Source organism: Sedimentibacter acidaminivorans (genome assembly GCF_017873955.1).
Lineage (GTDB): Bacteria > Bacillota > Clostridia > Tissierellales > Sedimentibacteraceae > Sedimentibacter > Sedimentibacter acidaminivorans.
The window spans coordinates 223,382-238,887 of the sequence record NZ_JAGGKS010000005.1 but is presented as its reverse complement, the minus strand read 5'-3'; the positions used below and the strand labels follow the sequence as shown (position 1 = coordinate 238,887).

The following is a 15,506-nucleotide window of genomic DNA, read 5'->3' as shown; positions in this document are numbered from 1 at the left end:
TTTTGATGTAACTAAGAAATTCACTAAGCACCTGCTATATTTCATGCGATAGTTTTTCTAGGGATAAAATACGTGCACTTATTTATCTTATCATCATATATGTCTGCATCTATTCTAAAAATATCTTTCAATAAACAACTGCTTATTACTTTGTCTGGTTCACCAAAATCACATAACTCACCATTGTTTATAACTAATATTTTATCAGAATACCTAGCGGCTTGATTTAAATCATGTAAAACCATAACAACAGTCAGTCCTAATGTTTCATTTAATTCCTTAACTAATTCCAAAACTTCTAACTGATAAGATATATCTAAAAAAGTTGTAGGTTCATCTAATATTAAGATTTTAGGTTTTTGCGCCAAAGACATAGCAATCCAAGCCCTCTGACGCTCACCGCCAGAAAGTGTTATAACAAACCTTTTTCTCATATCCTGTAACCCTGTTTTCTCTAATGCCCAATCTATAATATCTTTATCTTCTTTTCCTAATCTTTTACCAAATTTAAGATGTGGATATCTTCCATAAGAAACTAGTTCTTCTATTGAAATATCAGAAGAAACATTTTTTACTTGTGGCAACACTGCTAGTTCTTGTGCGATATCCTTTGTTTTTTTCTCTTTTATATTAATTTTATCTAAAAAAATATCACCCCGAGATATTTTTAAGCATCTGCTAACCGCTTTTATTAACGTAGATTTTCCAGAACCATTTGGACCTATTATTGTAGCGATTTCACCAGTATTAATGTGAAAACTAACATCTTTAACTATTTTTTTATCACTATATTTAACATCTAAGTTCTTTACTGTTAATTCCATTTTAATTCTTCTCCCTTCTTCTAAGTAAATATAGAAAAAATGGTGCTCCTAATGCTGACATAATAATTCCAACAGGTATTTCCATAGGGGCAAAAATTACCCTCGATATGGTATCACAAATAACTACTATGCTAGAACCTGTAAAAATTGTTGCCGGCAATAAATATCTATAATCAGACCCAATAAACAATCTTGTAATATGTGGAACAATCAATCCTACGAAACCTAGTAGTCCAGCTACGCTCACTGCTGCCCCTGCAAGTAAAGAAGAAATTATTATAAATAAAAATCTTGTTTTCTCTACATTTATTCCAAGTCCAGTTGCAACCTCATCACCTAACATTAGTATATTTAATTTATTTGGTATAAATAACAATAATATTATCCCGATAGTAGCATATGGAAATATTGTCGAGACATGTCTCCAATTAGTAGCAGATAATCCTCCTACCATAAATCCAATTATTCCTGAAACCTTATCTGGATAGAATGTCATAATAGCATTAGTTCCTGCCCCTAAAAGTGATGAAACTGCTACACCAGCTAATATAAGTCTCATTGGAACCACTCCCTCTTTCCATGCAAGAAAATAAATTAGAAGAGTAGCTAATAAAGCTCCCACAAATGCTCCTGCAGGAGCCAAAAAGTAATAGCTAGGAAAAATTATAAGCACAATCAAAGTCAAAAGACCTGCACCTGCAGAAACTCCAATAATATTTGGTCCTGCCAAAGGGTTTCTCATCACCCCTTGTAATATCGCCCCTGATAAAGCAAGACATGTTCCTACCAATGCTGCAACAATGGTTCTTGGTAATCTAACATTCCATATTATTTGATAATTCACAGTAGCTTCTTCAAATAAAACTGCATTTAATATTTCTTTAAATGATATCTTGACGGCTCCGTTTCCAATACTAATAAAAAAACTCAACACAGCTATTATCATAAATATTAATAATATAAGCTTTTTCTTAATGCCTTCTTGCTTTGTATTGCTGCTATTCATTATGCCTAATCTCCTTAATTACTGTTATTTATATACCTCTAGATAAAGAATTTCAGCTAAACCTTTATATGCCTCTGGATATCTATCATTAGGCTTATACATATATAAGTCCTTTGGTAAAACTATATATTTATCATTTTTAACTGCTTTTAAAGATGCCCAAGCTGGATTATCCTCTGCATCACTTTTAAGCCTCTCCATTATTTTTTCATGGTCACTTCCCATAGTTTGAACAAATATAAAATCTGGATCCTCTTGAATTATCTTTTCCATACTAAATACCTTAGCATTTGATGGATCGGTTTGTGTATCTGATATATTAATTGTGTTTAAATCTTTTAACATTTCACCAACCATTGACTCTGAATTTCTCACAGTAAGACTTTTTGCTGATGCAAATAATATAAGCACTTTATATTTTTTATCCGTTGGTGCTTTTTCAACTATTTTGTCTACGCCTTTTTTTACTTTATCCATTTGTTCTTGGTACAAATCTTCTCTTCCAGTAATTGCTGTAAATAGCCTTACTGATTTATAGTAATCCTCTAAGTAATCATTCTTAATAGCTATAACTTGTATATTGTTTTCTTTTAATGTAGGAATCATTTCTGTTTGTCCGCTAAATCCACTTGTCATGATTACTAGTTCAGGCTGTAGTTCTAATACCTTTTCTAAGCTTGGAGCTCCTGATGTTCCAACAACTTCAGCTTTTAGAGATTCTTCAACTGGTTTTTCTTCTGATTCTTTTACTCTTCCTACAACTTCTCCACCACAACTATAATAAATATCTAAGTAAGAATTGTATAAGCATACTACTCTTTCAGGATTTTTTTTAATAGTTACCATTTCTCCTGTATAATCTTCAAAAGTTACATCTTCATCATTAATAGTAACTCCATATTCAGAAACAGCATCATTATTTTCTGGTGTTTCTGATGCATTGTTTTCCTCTTTGTTACTTACTTCAGTATTTTCTGTGCTTGGCGCTGAAGTTTCAGGAGTAGCATCGCCTGAATTATTCTTGCTGCACCCTGTGATTAATATAATTAGCATTAAAGCTATAATTAGCAATGCTAAAAATTTAGTTTTATTCATTTTTTCCTCCAAATTTAAATATATTTTTAGCTCAAACAAAATCGTTATACAAAACAAAAACCATAGCCGTACGGCTATGGTTAATATGCTGAATAGACATAAAAATAATAACTTCCCACCGAAGACTTATTCATAAAATTCATAGGCAGGTCTCCTGACTTATGGATTAACCTACTCTCAAAACCTTCCCAGAAATAATCCAGTGGTATAATTTGATTTCGTTCCAATTACAGTAGCGGGGGCTGTAGCGGACTTTAACCGCTTTCCCTTTTAATCATAAAAACCTATAATTTTTATTATTTAATTTTCAAATTTTCATATTCATTATTATGATTTCTTATATTGAGTAATTAAACTCTACCATAACTGTTTTTTATTGTCAAGAAATTTTCTAATAACAGTACATCAATTAACACTAAACTGACTATTATATAAATCTGCATAAAATCCACTTTGATTTAAAAGTTCTGTATGTGTACCTGATTCTATAACATCTCCATGATTCATAACCATAATCAAATCTGCATTTTTTATAGTTGACAATCTATGAGCGATTATAAAACTAGTTCTTCCATGTGCTAAATTTGACATAGCTTTTTGAATTTGAATTTCAGTACGAGTATCTATGCTACTTGTTGCTTCATCAAGTATCAATATTCCAGGATTAGAAAGAAAAGCCCTAGCAATTGTTAATAATTGTTTCTGACCTTGTGATAAATTTGTTCCCTCTTCGTTTAAGACCGTATCATATCCATCGGATAAAGTCTTTATAAAGTGATGGGCTTGTGCTGCTTTAGCTGCATTTATTATTTCTTCATCAGTTGCATTTTCTCGTCCATATGCTATATTTTCTTTAATTGTTCCATTAAATAACCAAGTATCTTGCAAAACCATACCAATGTGATGTCGTAAACTATTTCTTTTTATGTGGTTTATATTCGTTCCATCTATTGTAATTTTCCCATTATTTACTTCATAAAAACGCATTAAGAGATTTACAAGAGTTGTTTTTCCTGCACCTGTAGGTCCAACTATTGCGACAGTTTGACCTTCTTTAGCCGATATATTCATATCTTTTATTAAAACAGAATCTTTGTCATATCCAAACTTTACATTTTTAAATTCTACATCTCCCTTAATACTCTTAAGTTCTGTAGAATTTGTTTCATCTTTAAGTTCTTCAACTTCATCAATTATTTGAAATACCCTTTCAGCAGCAGCAACGGCTGATTGAAGCTGATTTGATATTTGACCCAACATTGCTATAGGATGATTTAATTGTTTGTTGTATTGCAGAAAGGCTTGAATGCTACCAATTGAAATTATCCCTCTTATCCCCAAAATTGCACCAACTATTGAAATTAAAACATAGCCTAAGTTGCTTATTAGGTTGTTAATGGGCATTATTATACCTGAAAAAAACTGAGCTTTCCAAGCCGTTGTTGCTAAATCCTGATTTATTTTATTAAACTTTTCTATTGCATCATTTTCTTTACCATAGGCTTTAACAATTATATGGCCTGAAAAAATTTCTTCTACATGACCATTTAATTCTCCTAGTTTCTTTTGCTGACCCTTAAAATATTTTTGTGAGTGCTTCATTACAAAAATAATAGCAAACATTGATAAAGGAATAGAAATCAATGTAATAAAAGTCAACAATGGACTTATTGTCATCATTATTATTAAGATTCCAACAACAGTAACTAATGATGATATTATTTGAGTTACTCCTCTTTGCAATGTTGTACTAATAGTTTCAGTATCATTTGTAACTCTGCTTAAAATATCTCCAACAGCATTTTGGTCAAAATATTTCAGTGGTAATTTATTAATTTTATCAGATACATCATCTCTCATTTTTCTAACAACATTTTGAGAAACACTTGCCATTATATATTCCTGAATATATGAAAATAGAGAACTAACTATATACAATACAAACAAATACATTATTATTGTTTTTATATATTCAAAGTTAAAAATTCCAGTTTTTACTCCTTCTACTAATGCATCAGTTCCTTTTCCTAACACTTTAGGACTAAGAATAGAAAAAATTACACTTATTATAGAAGTTATAAATACTGTTATTATTCTATATATCTGAGGCTTAAAAGAAATAAGCAACCTTTTTCCACTATTTTTAAAATCCTTAGCTTTTTCAACTGGTCTACCACCCCTCATAGGACCATGACCACCAGAACGCCTTTGATTATTTCTATCGCTCATTAAAGTTACTCCTCTCTTAATTGGGAAGATGCCATTTCCCTATAAACATCATTGTTCTTCATAAGTTCATTATGTGTTCCTATTCCAGATATTACACCTTCATCTAAAACAATAATCCTGTCTGCGTTAATGATTGAACTTATTTTTTGAGCTACTATTATTACCGCAGAGTTTTTTGTCACTGACAGCAATGATTTTCTTACCTTAGCATCTGTTTTTGAATCGAGGGCTGAAAAACTATCATCAAAAATATATATTTCAGGCTTACGAACCAAAGCTCTTGCAATTGATAATCTTTGTTTTTGTCCACCTGATACATTTTTTCCACCCTGAGCAATAAATGTATCTACGCCACTTTCCATTTCTGATACAAATTCTGTTGCCTCTGCTATATCCAAAGCATTACTAATTTCATCATCAGTTGCATCTTCTTTACCATACTTTATATTATCCCTTATAGTTCCTGAGAACAAAACGGCTTTTTGAGGAACTATACCAATTTTATTTCTAAGATAATGTTGTGACATATCCTTTATATTAACATTATCTACAAGTATTTCACCTTCTGTAACATTATAAAATCTAGGTATAAGATTTATAAGTGTTGATTTACCTGAACCTGTACCTCCAATGATTGCAGTTACTTCACCTTTTGAAGCTTTAAAACTAATATTTTTAAGTACTGGTTCATCTGCCCCTGAATAAGAAAATGAAACATTCCTAAATTCTACTTCTCCTTTTAATTCATCATTAGAATATTTTAAATCTAATGGTTCTTTTATAGTTGTTTCCGTTTCTAAAACTTCATTTATTCTCTTAGCTGATGCAGCAGCTCTTGGTACCATCACAAAAAGCATGGACATCATAACAAAAGAAAATAAAATTAGCGATGCATATTGAATATATGCCATTAATGATCCTATTTGCATTTCTCCTATATTAATACGTTTTGCACCAAACCACACTATTGCTATAGTTGTGAAATTTAATATAATCAATATTCCAGGCATTAAAATTGCCATAATTTTATTTGCCTTTATTGCTGTTTCAGTTAAATCATCATTTGCTGTTTTAAATCTAGCCTTTTCATAATCAATTCTATCAAAAGCTCTAATAACTCTAATTCCAGTTAAATTTTCTCTCATAACTAAATTTACCTTATCAAGCTTTACTTGCATTGAAGCAAATAGTTTTCCACCAAATTTCAATACAATTAAAACAAGTACAACAATTGCTGGTAGAGCAATCATTAAAACCCAAGATAAACCAGCATCTGTTTTTATTGCCATAAAAATACCACCTAATGTCATAATAGGTGCCATAACCATCATACGCAATATAACTAATACTACCATTTGAATTTGAGTTACATCATTAGTACTTCTTGTAATTAATGAAGCTGTACCAAATTTATTAAATTCATCTAGTGAAAAGTTTTCAACCTTTTCAAATATTTCGTTTCTCAATTTTTCAGAAAATTTTGCTGATACAACTGAAGATAATAAGTTTGATAAAACACTAAATACTACGATTCCTATAGTAAAAATTAGCATTTTAATCCCTGCACTTATTACATACGGAACGTTATTTTTTAATATACCATTATTAACAATATCCGCCATTAATGATGGGATGTTTAAATCACATAGTGTTTGTAATAAAACAAATATTAAAACTCCAGCAATCATAACTGAGAATTTTTTTAATTTTTTAAATATTTTTAGCATGTGTGCTCCTCTATATTAAACCTATACATTAACTTAACTTTATTATTATAATACAAACTATCTTAAAAATACCTTTACTTTTGTTATAAATACAATATTTTGAAAAAAGCCTAACAATAATACAATACATTGTGAGGCCTATAATCAATATTTATTAATCTAGTTCTATATCGTATATTTCATATATCAAACTTAATATTTCATCAGATTTTGGCATATAAAACGATAGTCCATTTCTAGTTTCCGTACTTCCTGGCAAAACGTGTAAGCTTATGTTTTCAGTTGACATACCAATTGAACTAACCCCTAAAGACGTACATTCTGCCAAAGACAAGTCTGTTCCTATATATGGGTATACTTCACTAATAACTTTAGGAAGCTTAAAGCTTAAAGCTTTTTTAATAGCTGATTTAATAAATTGCTGTTGCGTTTCTATCCTACCTAGATCTCCCTTTGCATATCCCGAGTAACCCTTGTAATTTGTCTTCCTAAATCGCAAAAACTCCATAGCCTTGTCACCATAAATAGTTTGTTTACCTTTTGGTATGTCTATGTAAAGAGGTGGATCTGAATATGGGTCTGCATATTTCATATGAAATGGTACATCAACCTCTACTCCATCAACTGCATCTACAGCTGCTCTTACACCATCATAATCAATGGTAGCATATTTATCTATAGTTATACCAGTCAACCTTTTAATCACTTCTTCAAGGCCTTCTATACCTTTAACAGTATACACAGTATTAATCTTATTATTTGCACTATTTACAAATCCATCTCTTTCACAATATGTATCTCTAGGTATTGAAATAATATCAATTTCTTTAGTTTTTGTATCATAACTTGCAACCATAATTGTATCTGTTCTTTCATGTTCAAGCCCAAGTAACAAAATATTTACTCTTCCCTTTTTCACAATTGCCTTTTGCAAAGGTGTATCATTTGGATTTTCTTCTGTTTTACCAGTTATCATTCTAAATATATCCGTTGCTTCTACGTTTTTTTCGCTATATAAATATATACAACCTGCAATTATGATCGTAAAACAGGCTAGCGAAGTAAAAAACACTTTGAAAAAATATTTCAATTTTTAATCCTCCATAATATTGCTAACATTTAATAACATCTTTTCGTATTACCATTCTATATAATAGCACAAAAAATTTTTTTGTAAAGCATTAAATAAAAAATCCCTATAGTTCGGATTTTTTATTGTCCGCACCATAAGGATACTCGCATTTCTATAATTTTTCTTCGTAAAATGCTTTAAAATCCATAATTACTCTTTCTTCTTCTAGATATCTAGCAAATGAATACAAGACATCTGAAAGTCTATTAACAAATTTTAATAATACATCACTTACCTCTTCATGTTTCTTTAATGTTATTATTCTTCTTTCTGCTCTCCTACATATCGTTCTAGACATATGTAATGCAGCTGAGGCTTTAGATGTTCCTGGTACTATGAAAGCATCTGCCTGATTAATTTTAGGTAAGCACCCATCAATTATTTTTTCAAGCCCTTCAATATCTTCTTCTTTTATTTTATAATTAAATTTTCCTTCTTCTAATGTTGCAAGTTCTCCTGCTACAAAAAATAACCTTTTTTGAATTTTAAATAGTATATCACTTATGTATTTATCTTCTACAAATTTAGAAGCAAATCCAATTGAAGAATTAAGTTCGTCAATTGTACCATAAGCTTCTACCCTTAGAGAATCTTTGTCTATTCTAGTTCCGTCATAAAGTGAAGTTTGACCCTTATCACCTGTTTTTGTATAAATTTTCATAGAAAATCCTCCATTTCATTTTTTATATGCATAGAGACTTTTATATGTCCCTTTTACATTTCATTTATAATATTTTTACTAGAGGCTTCAAAGAACCTGCTCATTTCATCTGAAATTTTCCCAAATTCTTCAATTGTTAAGTTTTCTCCTCTAATTCCAGGGTCAATATTTACATTTTGAAGAACTTCTTTAATAGTTTCCTTAGAACAATCAAATTTATTGCTAAGTCCATTAAGTATAGTTTTTCTTCTTTGATTAAAGGAGCCTCTTATAACTTCAAAAAGCATTTTTTCATCTATTATATTTATTCTTGGTTCTTTTAATATATCTAATGCTATTACAGCTGAATCTACCTTAGGTCTAGGCATGAAAACAGAACTAGGAACAATCATAGTAACATTTGTATTTGCTCTATATTGAACTGCAAGTGATATTGCACTATACTCTTTTGTTCCAGGTTTAGCATTTAATCTATTTGCAACTTCCTTTTGAACCATTACTACTATCCTTGATATTTTATATTTATCTTCAAGAATTTTCATAATAATTGGTGTTGTTATATAATATGGAAGATTAGCAACTAATTTTACATCCATTCCAGCAAATTCTTCTTCTATAAGCTTATCAACATCAATTTTCATAAAATCTTCATATACTATTTTTATATTATCATACTTAAGTGTTTCTTTATGAACACCTTTTAAACTTTTATCAATTTCTATTGCTACAACTTTTTTTGCCTTTTTACATAAACCTTGAGTTAATGTTCCAAAACCAGGTCCAATTTCTATTACACCAGAATTTTCATCTATATCTGCAGCTTCCACTATTTTATTTATTATATTACCATCAATTAGAAAATTTTGTCCAAGTCCTTTACTAAACTTAAATCCATACTTTTCTAATATTTCTTTCATAACTCTAGGTGAATACAACTTCATTTCATCCATATAATAATTACCCCTTAATTTCTTCTTTAAACAATTTAATTTTCATTCTCATTTACAATTGTAATTGCTGTTTCTAGCTCTTCTCTTGTTATACCAAAACTATTTAATCTCTTTAAAAATTGCTTTGCACTGCAATATCCTATACCAATTTCATCACCTAACTTACCTCTTCTTTTTGAGGCATTTTCATTACCAATGAGCTCATAATAAACCATGTCATGATTAGTAAACTCTTTTCTATCTACAGAAAGTTCGGCTTTTGCATTGGAAAGTGCTACTCTAATTTCTTCTGGTGATGCATTTTCAACACCAATGTTACCATTTTTATTAGCTTTATCTCTTGGAATAAAAGCATGCTTACAATTTTCTATTTCACTTGATAATATGTTTCTAATTTTTTTACCTGGGTAATCAGGATCTGTTAATATTATTATTCCTCTATTTTTTGATGCTTTTTTTATTACTTTAATAATTTTATCATTTATTCCTAATCCACTAGTTGATATTACTTCTGCATCAACAGCTTTTTTTACTGCTGATATGTCAGATTTTCCTTCAACCACTATTATTTCTTTAATCAATTTATATATTCTCCTAACATGAGTAATTACTAATTATTGATTTTTATACAATAAAGATTTAATTTTTGTTACCATTAAGTCAACTGCAACTAAATTATTTCCACCTTCAGTAACTATTATATCTGCGTATTTTTTACTAGGTTCAATAAATTGCTCATGGGCTGGTCTAACAGTATCCACATACTGCGATATTATAGAATCAAGTGTTCTTCCACGTTCTTTCATATCTCTCATAATTCTTCTCATGATTCTTATATCTGCATCTGTATCTACAAATATTTTTATATCTAATAAATCTCTTATTCTTTCTTCATAAAAGACTAATAACCCTTCTACTATAATAATTTCTTTAGGTTCTACCATTACATTTTCTTTTTTTCTATTGTGTATTTCATAATCATAAATAGGTTTATCTATAGTTTCCCCATCTTTTAATTTTTTAATATGTTCTACAAATAAATCTGTATCAAAGGCAAATGGGTGATCATAATTAGTTTTGCATCTTTGTTCATATGTCAATTCACTTTGATCCTTATAGTATGCATCATGTTCAATTATACATATGCTTTTTTCCGGAACTTCTGAATATATTCTATTAACTATTGTTGTTTTGCCCGAACCGCTTCCTCCAGAAATTCCTATAAATATTGGTTTCTTCATTTGTAACTTATTACCTCCCTAAATTATACATTGTAGTATTAATTTATATAAATTTAAGTAATTTTTATTTTCAACTTAATCAATAGTACTCTAACAATATACACTATTTTTACCTTTTTGCATATAGATTTTATATAACTTAACAATTTTTTTACTTTTAATTAATATTTTACAAATAAAAATTGCCTGCATTGTATTAATCACAGGCAATTTTTATTTTTGTTACTTATTGATATTATTGATATTAATTTGTTAGGGGATATTGTAATAATTTAATCTAAGATATAAACCTTTACTTGTCTCCTTCCAAAATTATAACAATCTGTACCACTTTCCATAAATAAATCTATTTTGTTACCTTTTATTGCTCCCCCTGTATCCTCTGCAGTTGCAAAACCATAATCAGGACTGCCATCAATCGAAGCTACGTATAACTTCGTTCCAAGAGGTATAACTCTTGGATCAACTGCTACTGTGCCCGGCTGAGCTTTTGTGCCGGACGCTGTGATTCCATATTCTGGATCACCAGGATTTTTCCCTGTACTTTCATAAGATAAATCATAAGCTGTGGCCGTCAACACCAGTTCATTAGAATATCTAAATCCACCACGTGAAGTTACCAGATGCTTTCTAGTTCCTATCTCTATTATTTTATCTACAGGTTCTTTATAAACTATCTCTTCTTCTAAATTTTTGGAAATAAGTTCTCCGTCTAAATATGTTTCTTGATAAACAGATTTTTTCATTCCATCCGAACCACTTTGAATGACTTTTTCATATCCTTCAAATTGATTATCATTTTTTACTACCTTTGTTTCATTTTCTACACCGTCTCTAATTATATCATACTTAATTTCTGATATAGGCTGGTCTGATGCTGCAATTACAGGGCTTAATTCTGTTAAGGTATCTGCAAATGCAAAATTCTTGTCATTCTTTTCATTAATATCATAAGTTACAATAAAGCTCATTACTAAAATTGTTACAATTATAAATGGGTATATTTTTTTTCCTTTCATTATAACACCTACCTTCAATATTATATCCGATATTGACAAACTTCGTCGTCAACTAAAGGTATAAATTTTTCTCTTAGAAAAACTTACTTTTTGTACTTGTATAAAACTAATACATTATAGGCAATCCCTTGCAAAAATCCCATATTTTTCGCACAAAGCGTATTATATATCATAACTTAATATTAATCAAGCTATATTTTATTTCTTTATTGACATATATTATACTTCGCATCAATTTTAATACAAATCATTTCAATTATAAAGTAAATATTCCTAGTATTTATAGATATTATTAACAAAGTTTAATATTATATACTATAATTACATAAAAAAAACAATTGCCTAACAATTGTTTTTTTCAAATTATTAATGATTTAATTTATATTCACCAAGTTGTATGATATCGTATTTATATTCATTAACTCCATCATATAACTTTCTCATTATTTTCTCAAACTGTACTCCTTCTTGATGAGGTGTATTGGCTTCACATGTAACTTTAACCGCTTCGGACACAAATTTAGAAGCTAGTTCTATAGATTCTGGCAGTTTGTAATTGTTTAATAAATATCCGATAAACAATGAAGTAAACAAATCCCCTGTTCCTGGATATCTAGTACCAATATATTCAAAAGGTATCTTCCAATAATTATTTTGTTTTCTGTCATAACAAGCATTGATATGTTCTCCTAAATCTGTTGTTATTCCTGTAATTACTACAATATTCGGTCCCATATCACTTAAACTTTTAAGATATTTCTTTATAGTTTCTAGATTTACATCTTTATTTACATATTGTTCATTTAAAAGTATACTTACTTCAGTAAGATTTGGTGTTATTATATCTGCATTTGCTACTAGCTGGCTCATTTTTCTCACCATATCTTCTGTATAAGTCTTATAAATTATCCCATGATCCCCCATAACAGGGTCAACCACTACAAGGGCATTTGACTTTGATTTAACTTTTTTTATTATATCTAATATAATATTAATTTGTTTTTCAGAACCTAGAAATCCACTATATACACAATCAAATTCAGCATTATTTTTTTCCCAAATATTATAATATTCTTCCATATGTTTTGTAAAATCATAAAAAAAGAATTCTTTATATTCGGAATGATTGCTTAAAAGTGCTGTTGGTAATGGACAAACTTGACAACTAAGAGCTGATAATACAGGTAATATTACAGTCATGGAGCATCTACCAACCCCTGAAATATCGTGAATAGCAGCAATTTTTGGAATATAATTTTTCATCTTGTCCTCCTGACATATCTATCTTTGTAATGTTAATATAATCTAATTTAACAATTTACAAAAGGTACAGATTTATGTAATATAATCATGACAGCTTCTCATATATAAGCCTATACTTTCAAATTATATTTTTTGCAAGCAATTATTTTTATCTCCTTACTAAATTTCTGTTTTCCACTCATAAAAATACCTCCTAAAATAGATTCTGTAATTTTAATTAATTACATTGTCTACTTTGGAGGTATCATATCAATTTTGTTTAGATTGCCTTATTATAATTACTGATTTTTTAGAATTACATCATGGGCAGAGCCTTCCGATATACTTGTTGATGATACTAAACATAATCTTGCAGTTTTTTGCAATTGATATATAGATTTACTGCCTAAATTACACATTGTTGATTTTATTTTATGAAGTGTAGTTCCTAATCCATCATCTAATTTACCAGCGTATGGTACATATGAATCAACGCCTTCTTCAAATTGAAGGTCAGTTTTGCCACCTAAATCATATCTAGCCCAGTTTCTAGCTCTATTTGAGCCTTCGCCCCAGTACTCTTTTACAAATCCATTGCCATATTTTATTTTTGCTGTAGGACTTTCATCAAATCTTGCAAAATATCTCCCTAACATAACAAAATCTGCTCCCATAGCTAATGCTAATGTAATATGATAATCCTGAACTAATCCACCATCAGAACATAATGGAACATATATACCTGTTTGTTCAAAATACTCATCTCTAGCAGCAGCTACATCTAATACTGCTGACGCCTGTCCTCTACCTATACCCTTTTGTTCACGAGTAATACATATTGAACCACCGCCTATGCCTATTTTTACAAAATCCGCACCAGCATCTGCCAAGTATCTAAATCCCTCTGGTTCTACAACATTACCTGCACCAATTTTAACTCTTTCACCATATTCTTCTTTTATCCATTTTATTGTATCAGCTTGCCATTCGCTAAAACCTTCTGATGAGTCTATACATACTATATCAACGCCAGCGTCAACTAAAGCAGGAACTCTTTCTTTGTAGTCTCTTGAGTTAATACCAGCTCCTACTATATATCTTTTTTGATTATCTAAGTTTGCTCTTGGGTTTTCTTTGTCATCCGAATAGTCTTTTCTAAAAACCATATATACTAAATTGAAATCTTCATCAACTATTGGTACAGCATTTAATTTATTATCCCACAATATATTATTTGCTTCAGAAAGTGTAATTCCTTCTTTACCAACTATAAGTGAGTCACCTTGAGTCATAAATTCACTAACTTTTTTATCTAGTGGATCTCTTGTAATTCTATAATCCCTACTAGTTACAATCCCAAGAAGTTTTCCAGTTGGTGTTCCATCATCAGTTATTGCCATGGTTGAGTGCCCTGTTTTTTCCTTCAATGCTAAAACATCTTCCAACGTGTGGTTAGGTGTTAAATTTGAATCACTTATTACAAAACCAGCTTTGTATTTTTTAACTTTTCTCACCATTTCTGCTTCTTCTTCAATTGTTTGGGAACCATATATAAATGCTATCCCTCCATTTTTAGCTAGTGCAATTGCCATGTTATTATCTGAAACTGACTGCATTATTGCTGATGAAAATGGAATATTAAGCTTTAATCCAGGTTCCTCTCCTTTTTTAAATCTTGTTAGAGGAGTGCTTAAATCCACATTATCTACGATGCAATCTTTTGTAGTTAAATTAGGTAAAAGTAAATATTCTCCAAATGTTCTGGAAGGCTCATTAATAATTCTTGCCATCTATATTCTCCTTTTTTCATTTATTATTATACGAACAAATATAATTATTCCTGTTAGATTATCATAAGATATGTGCATTGTCAACATCTATAATTAACTTTTGTATCTATTTTTAAAACATACAAAAAACATAAAAAAAGACAGCCCTTAGACTGTCAATCATTAAGTATTATTTTTCTTCGTCGTCAAATAATTCGTCAAGTTCTGCTTCATCAAGAATTTCATCAAATGCTTTTGTTACATTTTCATATTCTTCATCAGATTCAATGCTTACTAATTCAAATCCACCCTCTTTATCTTCTACATATCCATAGAGGAAAACTTCTCCATCTTCTTGGTTTTCAAGCGGCAATAATGCTATGTATTCTTTTTCTTCAACAGGGAAAATTGCAATTACTGCACATTCAATTTCTGTTCCGTCTTCAAGAGTAAGTGTCATCATTTCTTCATCGTGACATCCACAACCTTCTCCACATCCACAATCATCATCACAATCGCAACCGTCTTCGCATCCACATTCGTGTAAATCTTTATCTTCAATCATTTTATGTACTTCCTTATATTATATTTTCCATTGACTATACAGTACA

At 29.9% G+C, this 15,506-nt stretch carries 14 protein-coding genes and 1 riboswitch; all 14 genes read right to left on the bottom strand.

Annotation, left to right across the window (positions count from 1 at the left end; translation table 11 throughout):
• Positions 1-41: 41 nt before the first annotated feature.
• The 14 genes from J2Z76_RS09935 to J2Z76_RS09870 all read right to left on the bottom strand — a co-directional run bounded on the left by J2Z76_RS09935 (position 42) and on the right by J2Z76_RS09870 (position 15,460).
• Positions 42-824, bottom strand: a complete 783-nt coding sequence (locus J2Z76_RS09935) for an ABC transporter ATP-binding protein (protein WP_209511888.1) — start codon at positions 822-824, stop codon at positions 42-44.
• 1 nt (position 825) lies between these two features.
• On the bottom strand, positions 826-1,830 hold the full coding sequence (locus J2Z76_RS09930) for a FecCD family ABC transporter permease (RefSeq protein WP_209511887.1): 1,005 nt from the start codon (positions 1,828-1,830) through the stop codon (positions 826-828).
• Positions 1,831-1,854: 24 nt separating this feature from the next.
• Positions 1,855-2,925: an ABC transporter substrate-binding protein gene (locus J2Z76_RS09925; RefSeq protein ID WP_209511886.1), complete on the bottom strand. Its 1,071-nt coding sequence runs from the start codon at positions 2,923-2,925 to the stop codon at positions 1,855-1,857.
• A gap of 127 nt (positions 2,926-3,052) precedes the next feature.
• Positions 3,053-3,228, bottom strand: a riboswitch (cobalamin riboswitch).
• A gap of 102 nt (positions 3,229-3,330) precedes the next feature.
• Positions 3,331-5,154, bottom strand: a complete 1,824-nt coding sequence (locus J2Z76_RS09920) for an ABC transporter ATP-binding protein (protein ID WP_209511885.1) — start codon at positions 5,152-5,154, stop codon at positions 3,331-3,333.
• Between the two features lie 5 nt (positions 5,155-5,159).
• Complete coding sequence (locus J2Z76_RS09915; RefSeq protein ID WP_209511884.1) at positions 5,160-6,881, bottom strand: ABC transporter ATP-binding protein; 1,722 nt, start codon at positions 6,879-6,881, stop codon at positions 5,160-5,162.
• A gap of 154 nt (positions 6,882-7,035) precedes the next feature.
• Complete coding sequence (locus J2Z76_RS09910) at positions 7,036-7,971, bottom strand: LCP family protein (protein ID WP_209511883.1); 936 nt, start codon at positions 7,969-7,971, stop codon at positions 7,036-7,038.
• Between the two features lie 154 nt (positions 7,972-8,125).
• Positions 8,126-8,674, bottom strand: a complete 549-nt coding sequence (locus tag J2Z76_RS09905; RefSeq protein WP_209511882.1) for a cob(I)yrinic acid a,c-diamide adenosyltransferase — start codon at positions 8,672-8,674, stop codon at positions 8,126-8,128.
• 53 nt (positions 8,675-8,727) lie between these two features.
• On the bottom strand, positions 8,728-9,624 hold the full coding sequence (rsmA, locus tag J2Z76_RS09900) for a 16S rRNA (adenine(1518)-N(6)/adenine(1519)-N(6))-dimethyltransferase RsmA (RefSeq protein ID WP_280922387.1): 897 nt from the start codon (positions 9,622-9,624) through the stop codon (positions 8,728-8,730).
• 35 nt (positions 9,625-9,659) lie between these two features.
• Positions 9,660-10,205, bottom strand: coding sequence for a ribonuclease M5 (gene rnmV, locus J2Z76_RS09895; RefSeq protein WP_209511881.1), 546 nt, complete (start codon positions 10,203-10,205; stop codon positions 9,660-9,662).
• Between the two features lie 33 nt (positions 10,206-10,238).
• Positions 10,239-10,865 (bottom strand): uridine kinase, encoded by a 627-nt coding sequence (udk, locus tag J2Z76_RS09890; protein ID WP_209511880.1) that lies wholly within the window; start codon positions 10,863-10,865, stop codon positions 10,239-10,241.
• A 272-nt stretch (positions 10,866-11,137) separates the two neighbouring features.
• On the bottom strand, positions 11,138-11,884 hold the full coding sequence (locus J2Z76_RS16860; protein ID WP_280922386.1) for a 3D domain-containing protein: 747 nt from the start codon (positions 11,882-11,884) through the stop codon (positions 11,138-11,140).
• A 366-nt stretch (positions 11,885-12,250) separates the two neighbouring features.
• Positions 12,251-13,147 (bottom strand): pyridoxamine kinase, encoded by an 897-nt coding sequence (locus tag J2Z76_RS09880; protein WP_209511879.1) that lies wholly within the window; start codon positions 13,145-13,147, stop codon positions 12,251-12,253.
• Positions 13,148-13,425: 278 nt separating this feature from the next.
• Positions 13,426-14,916 carry an IMP dehydrogenase gene (locus tag J2Z76_RS09875; protein ID WP_209511878.1) on the bottom strand — a complete coding sequence of 497 codons (1,491 nt, stop codon included), beginning with the start codon at positions 14,914-14,916 and terminating at the stop codon, positions 13,426-13,428.
• 169 nt (positions 14,917-15,085) lie between these two features.
• Entirely contained in the window at positions 15,086-15,460 is a 375-nt protein-coding gene (locus tag J2Z76_RS09870; RefSeq protein ID WP_209511877.1) for a DUF1292 domain-containing protein, read from the bottom strand.
• Positions 15,461-15,506 lie beyond the last annotated feature (46 nt).

Bases quoted from the DNA above. Each gene is read 5' to 3' on its own strand.
- J2Z76_RS09935 (WP_209511888.1), bottom strand. From the start codon at position 824: ATGGAATTAACAGTAAAGAACTTAGATGTTAAATATAGTGATAAAAAA.
- J2Z76_RS09930 (WP_209511887.1), bottom strand. From the start codon at position 1,830: ATGAATAGCAGCAATACAAAGCAAGAAGGCATTAAGAAAAAGCTTATA.
- J2Z76_RS09925 (WP_209511886.1), bottom strand. From the start codon at position 2,925: ATGAATAAAACTAAATTTTTAGCATTGCTAATTATAGCTTTAATGCTA.
- J2Z76_RS09920 (WP_209511885.1), bottom strand. From the start codon at position 5,154: ATGAGCGATAGAAATAATCAAAGGCGTTCTGGTGGTCATGGTCCTATG.
- J2Z76_RS09915 (WP_209511884.1), bottom strand. From the start codon at position 6,881: ATGCTAAAAATATTTAAAAAATTAAAAAAATTCTCAGTTATGATTGCT.
- J2Z76_RS09905 (WP_209511882.1), bottom strand. From the start codon at position 8,674: ATGAAAATTTATACAAAAACAGGTGATAAGGGTCAAACTTCACTTTAT.
- rsmA (WP_280922387.1), bottom strand. From the start codon at position 9,624: ATGGATGAAATGAAGTTGTATTCACCTAGAGTTATGAAAGAAATATTA.
- udk (WP_209511880.1), bottom strand. From the start codon at position 10,865: ATGAAGAAACCAATATTTATAGGAATTTCTGGAGGAAGCGGTTCGGGC.
- J2Z76_RS16860 (WP_280922386.1), bottom strand. From the start codon at position 11,884: ATGAAAGGAAAAAAAATATACCCATTTATAATTGTAACAATTTTAGTA.
- J2Z76_RS09880 (WP_209511879.1), bottom strand. From the start codon at position 13,147: ATGAAAAATTATATTCCAAAAATTGCTGCTATTCACGATATTTCAGGG.
- J2Z76_RS09875 (WP_209511878.1), bottom strand. From the start codon at position 14,916: ATGGCAAGAATTATTAATGAGCCTTCCAGAACATTTGGAGAATATTTA.
- J2Z76_RS09870 (WP_209511877.1), bottom strand. From the start codon at position 15,460: ATGATTGAAGATAAAGATTTACACGAATGTGGATGCGAAGACGGTTGC.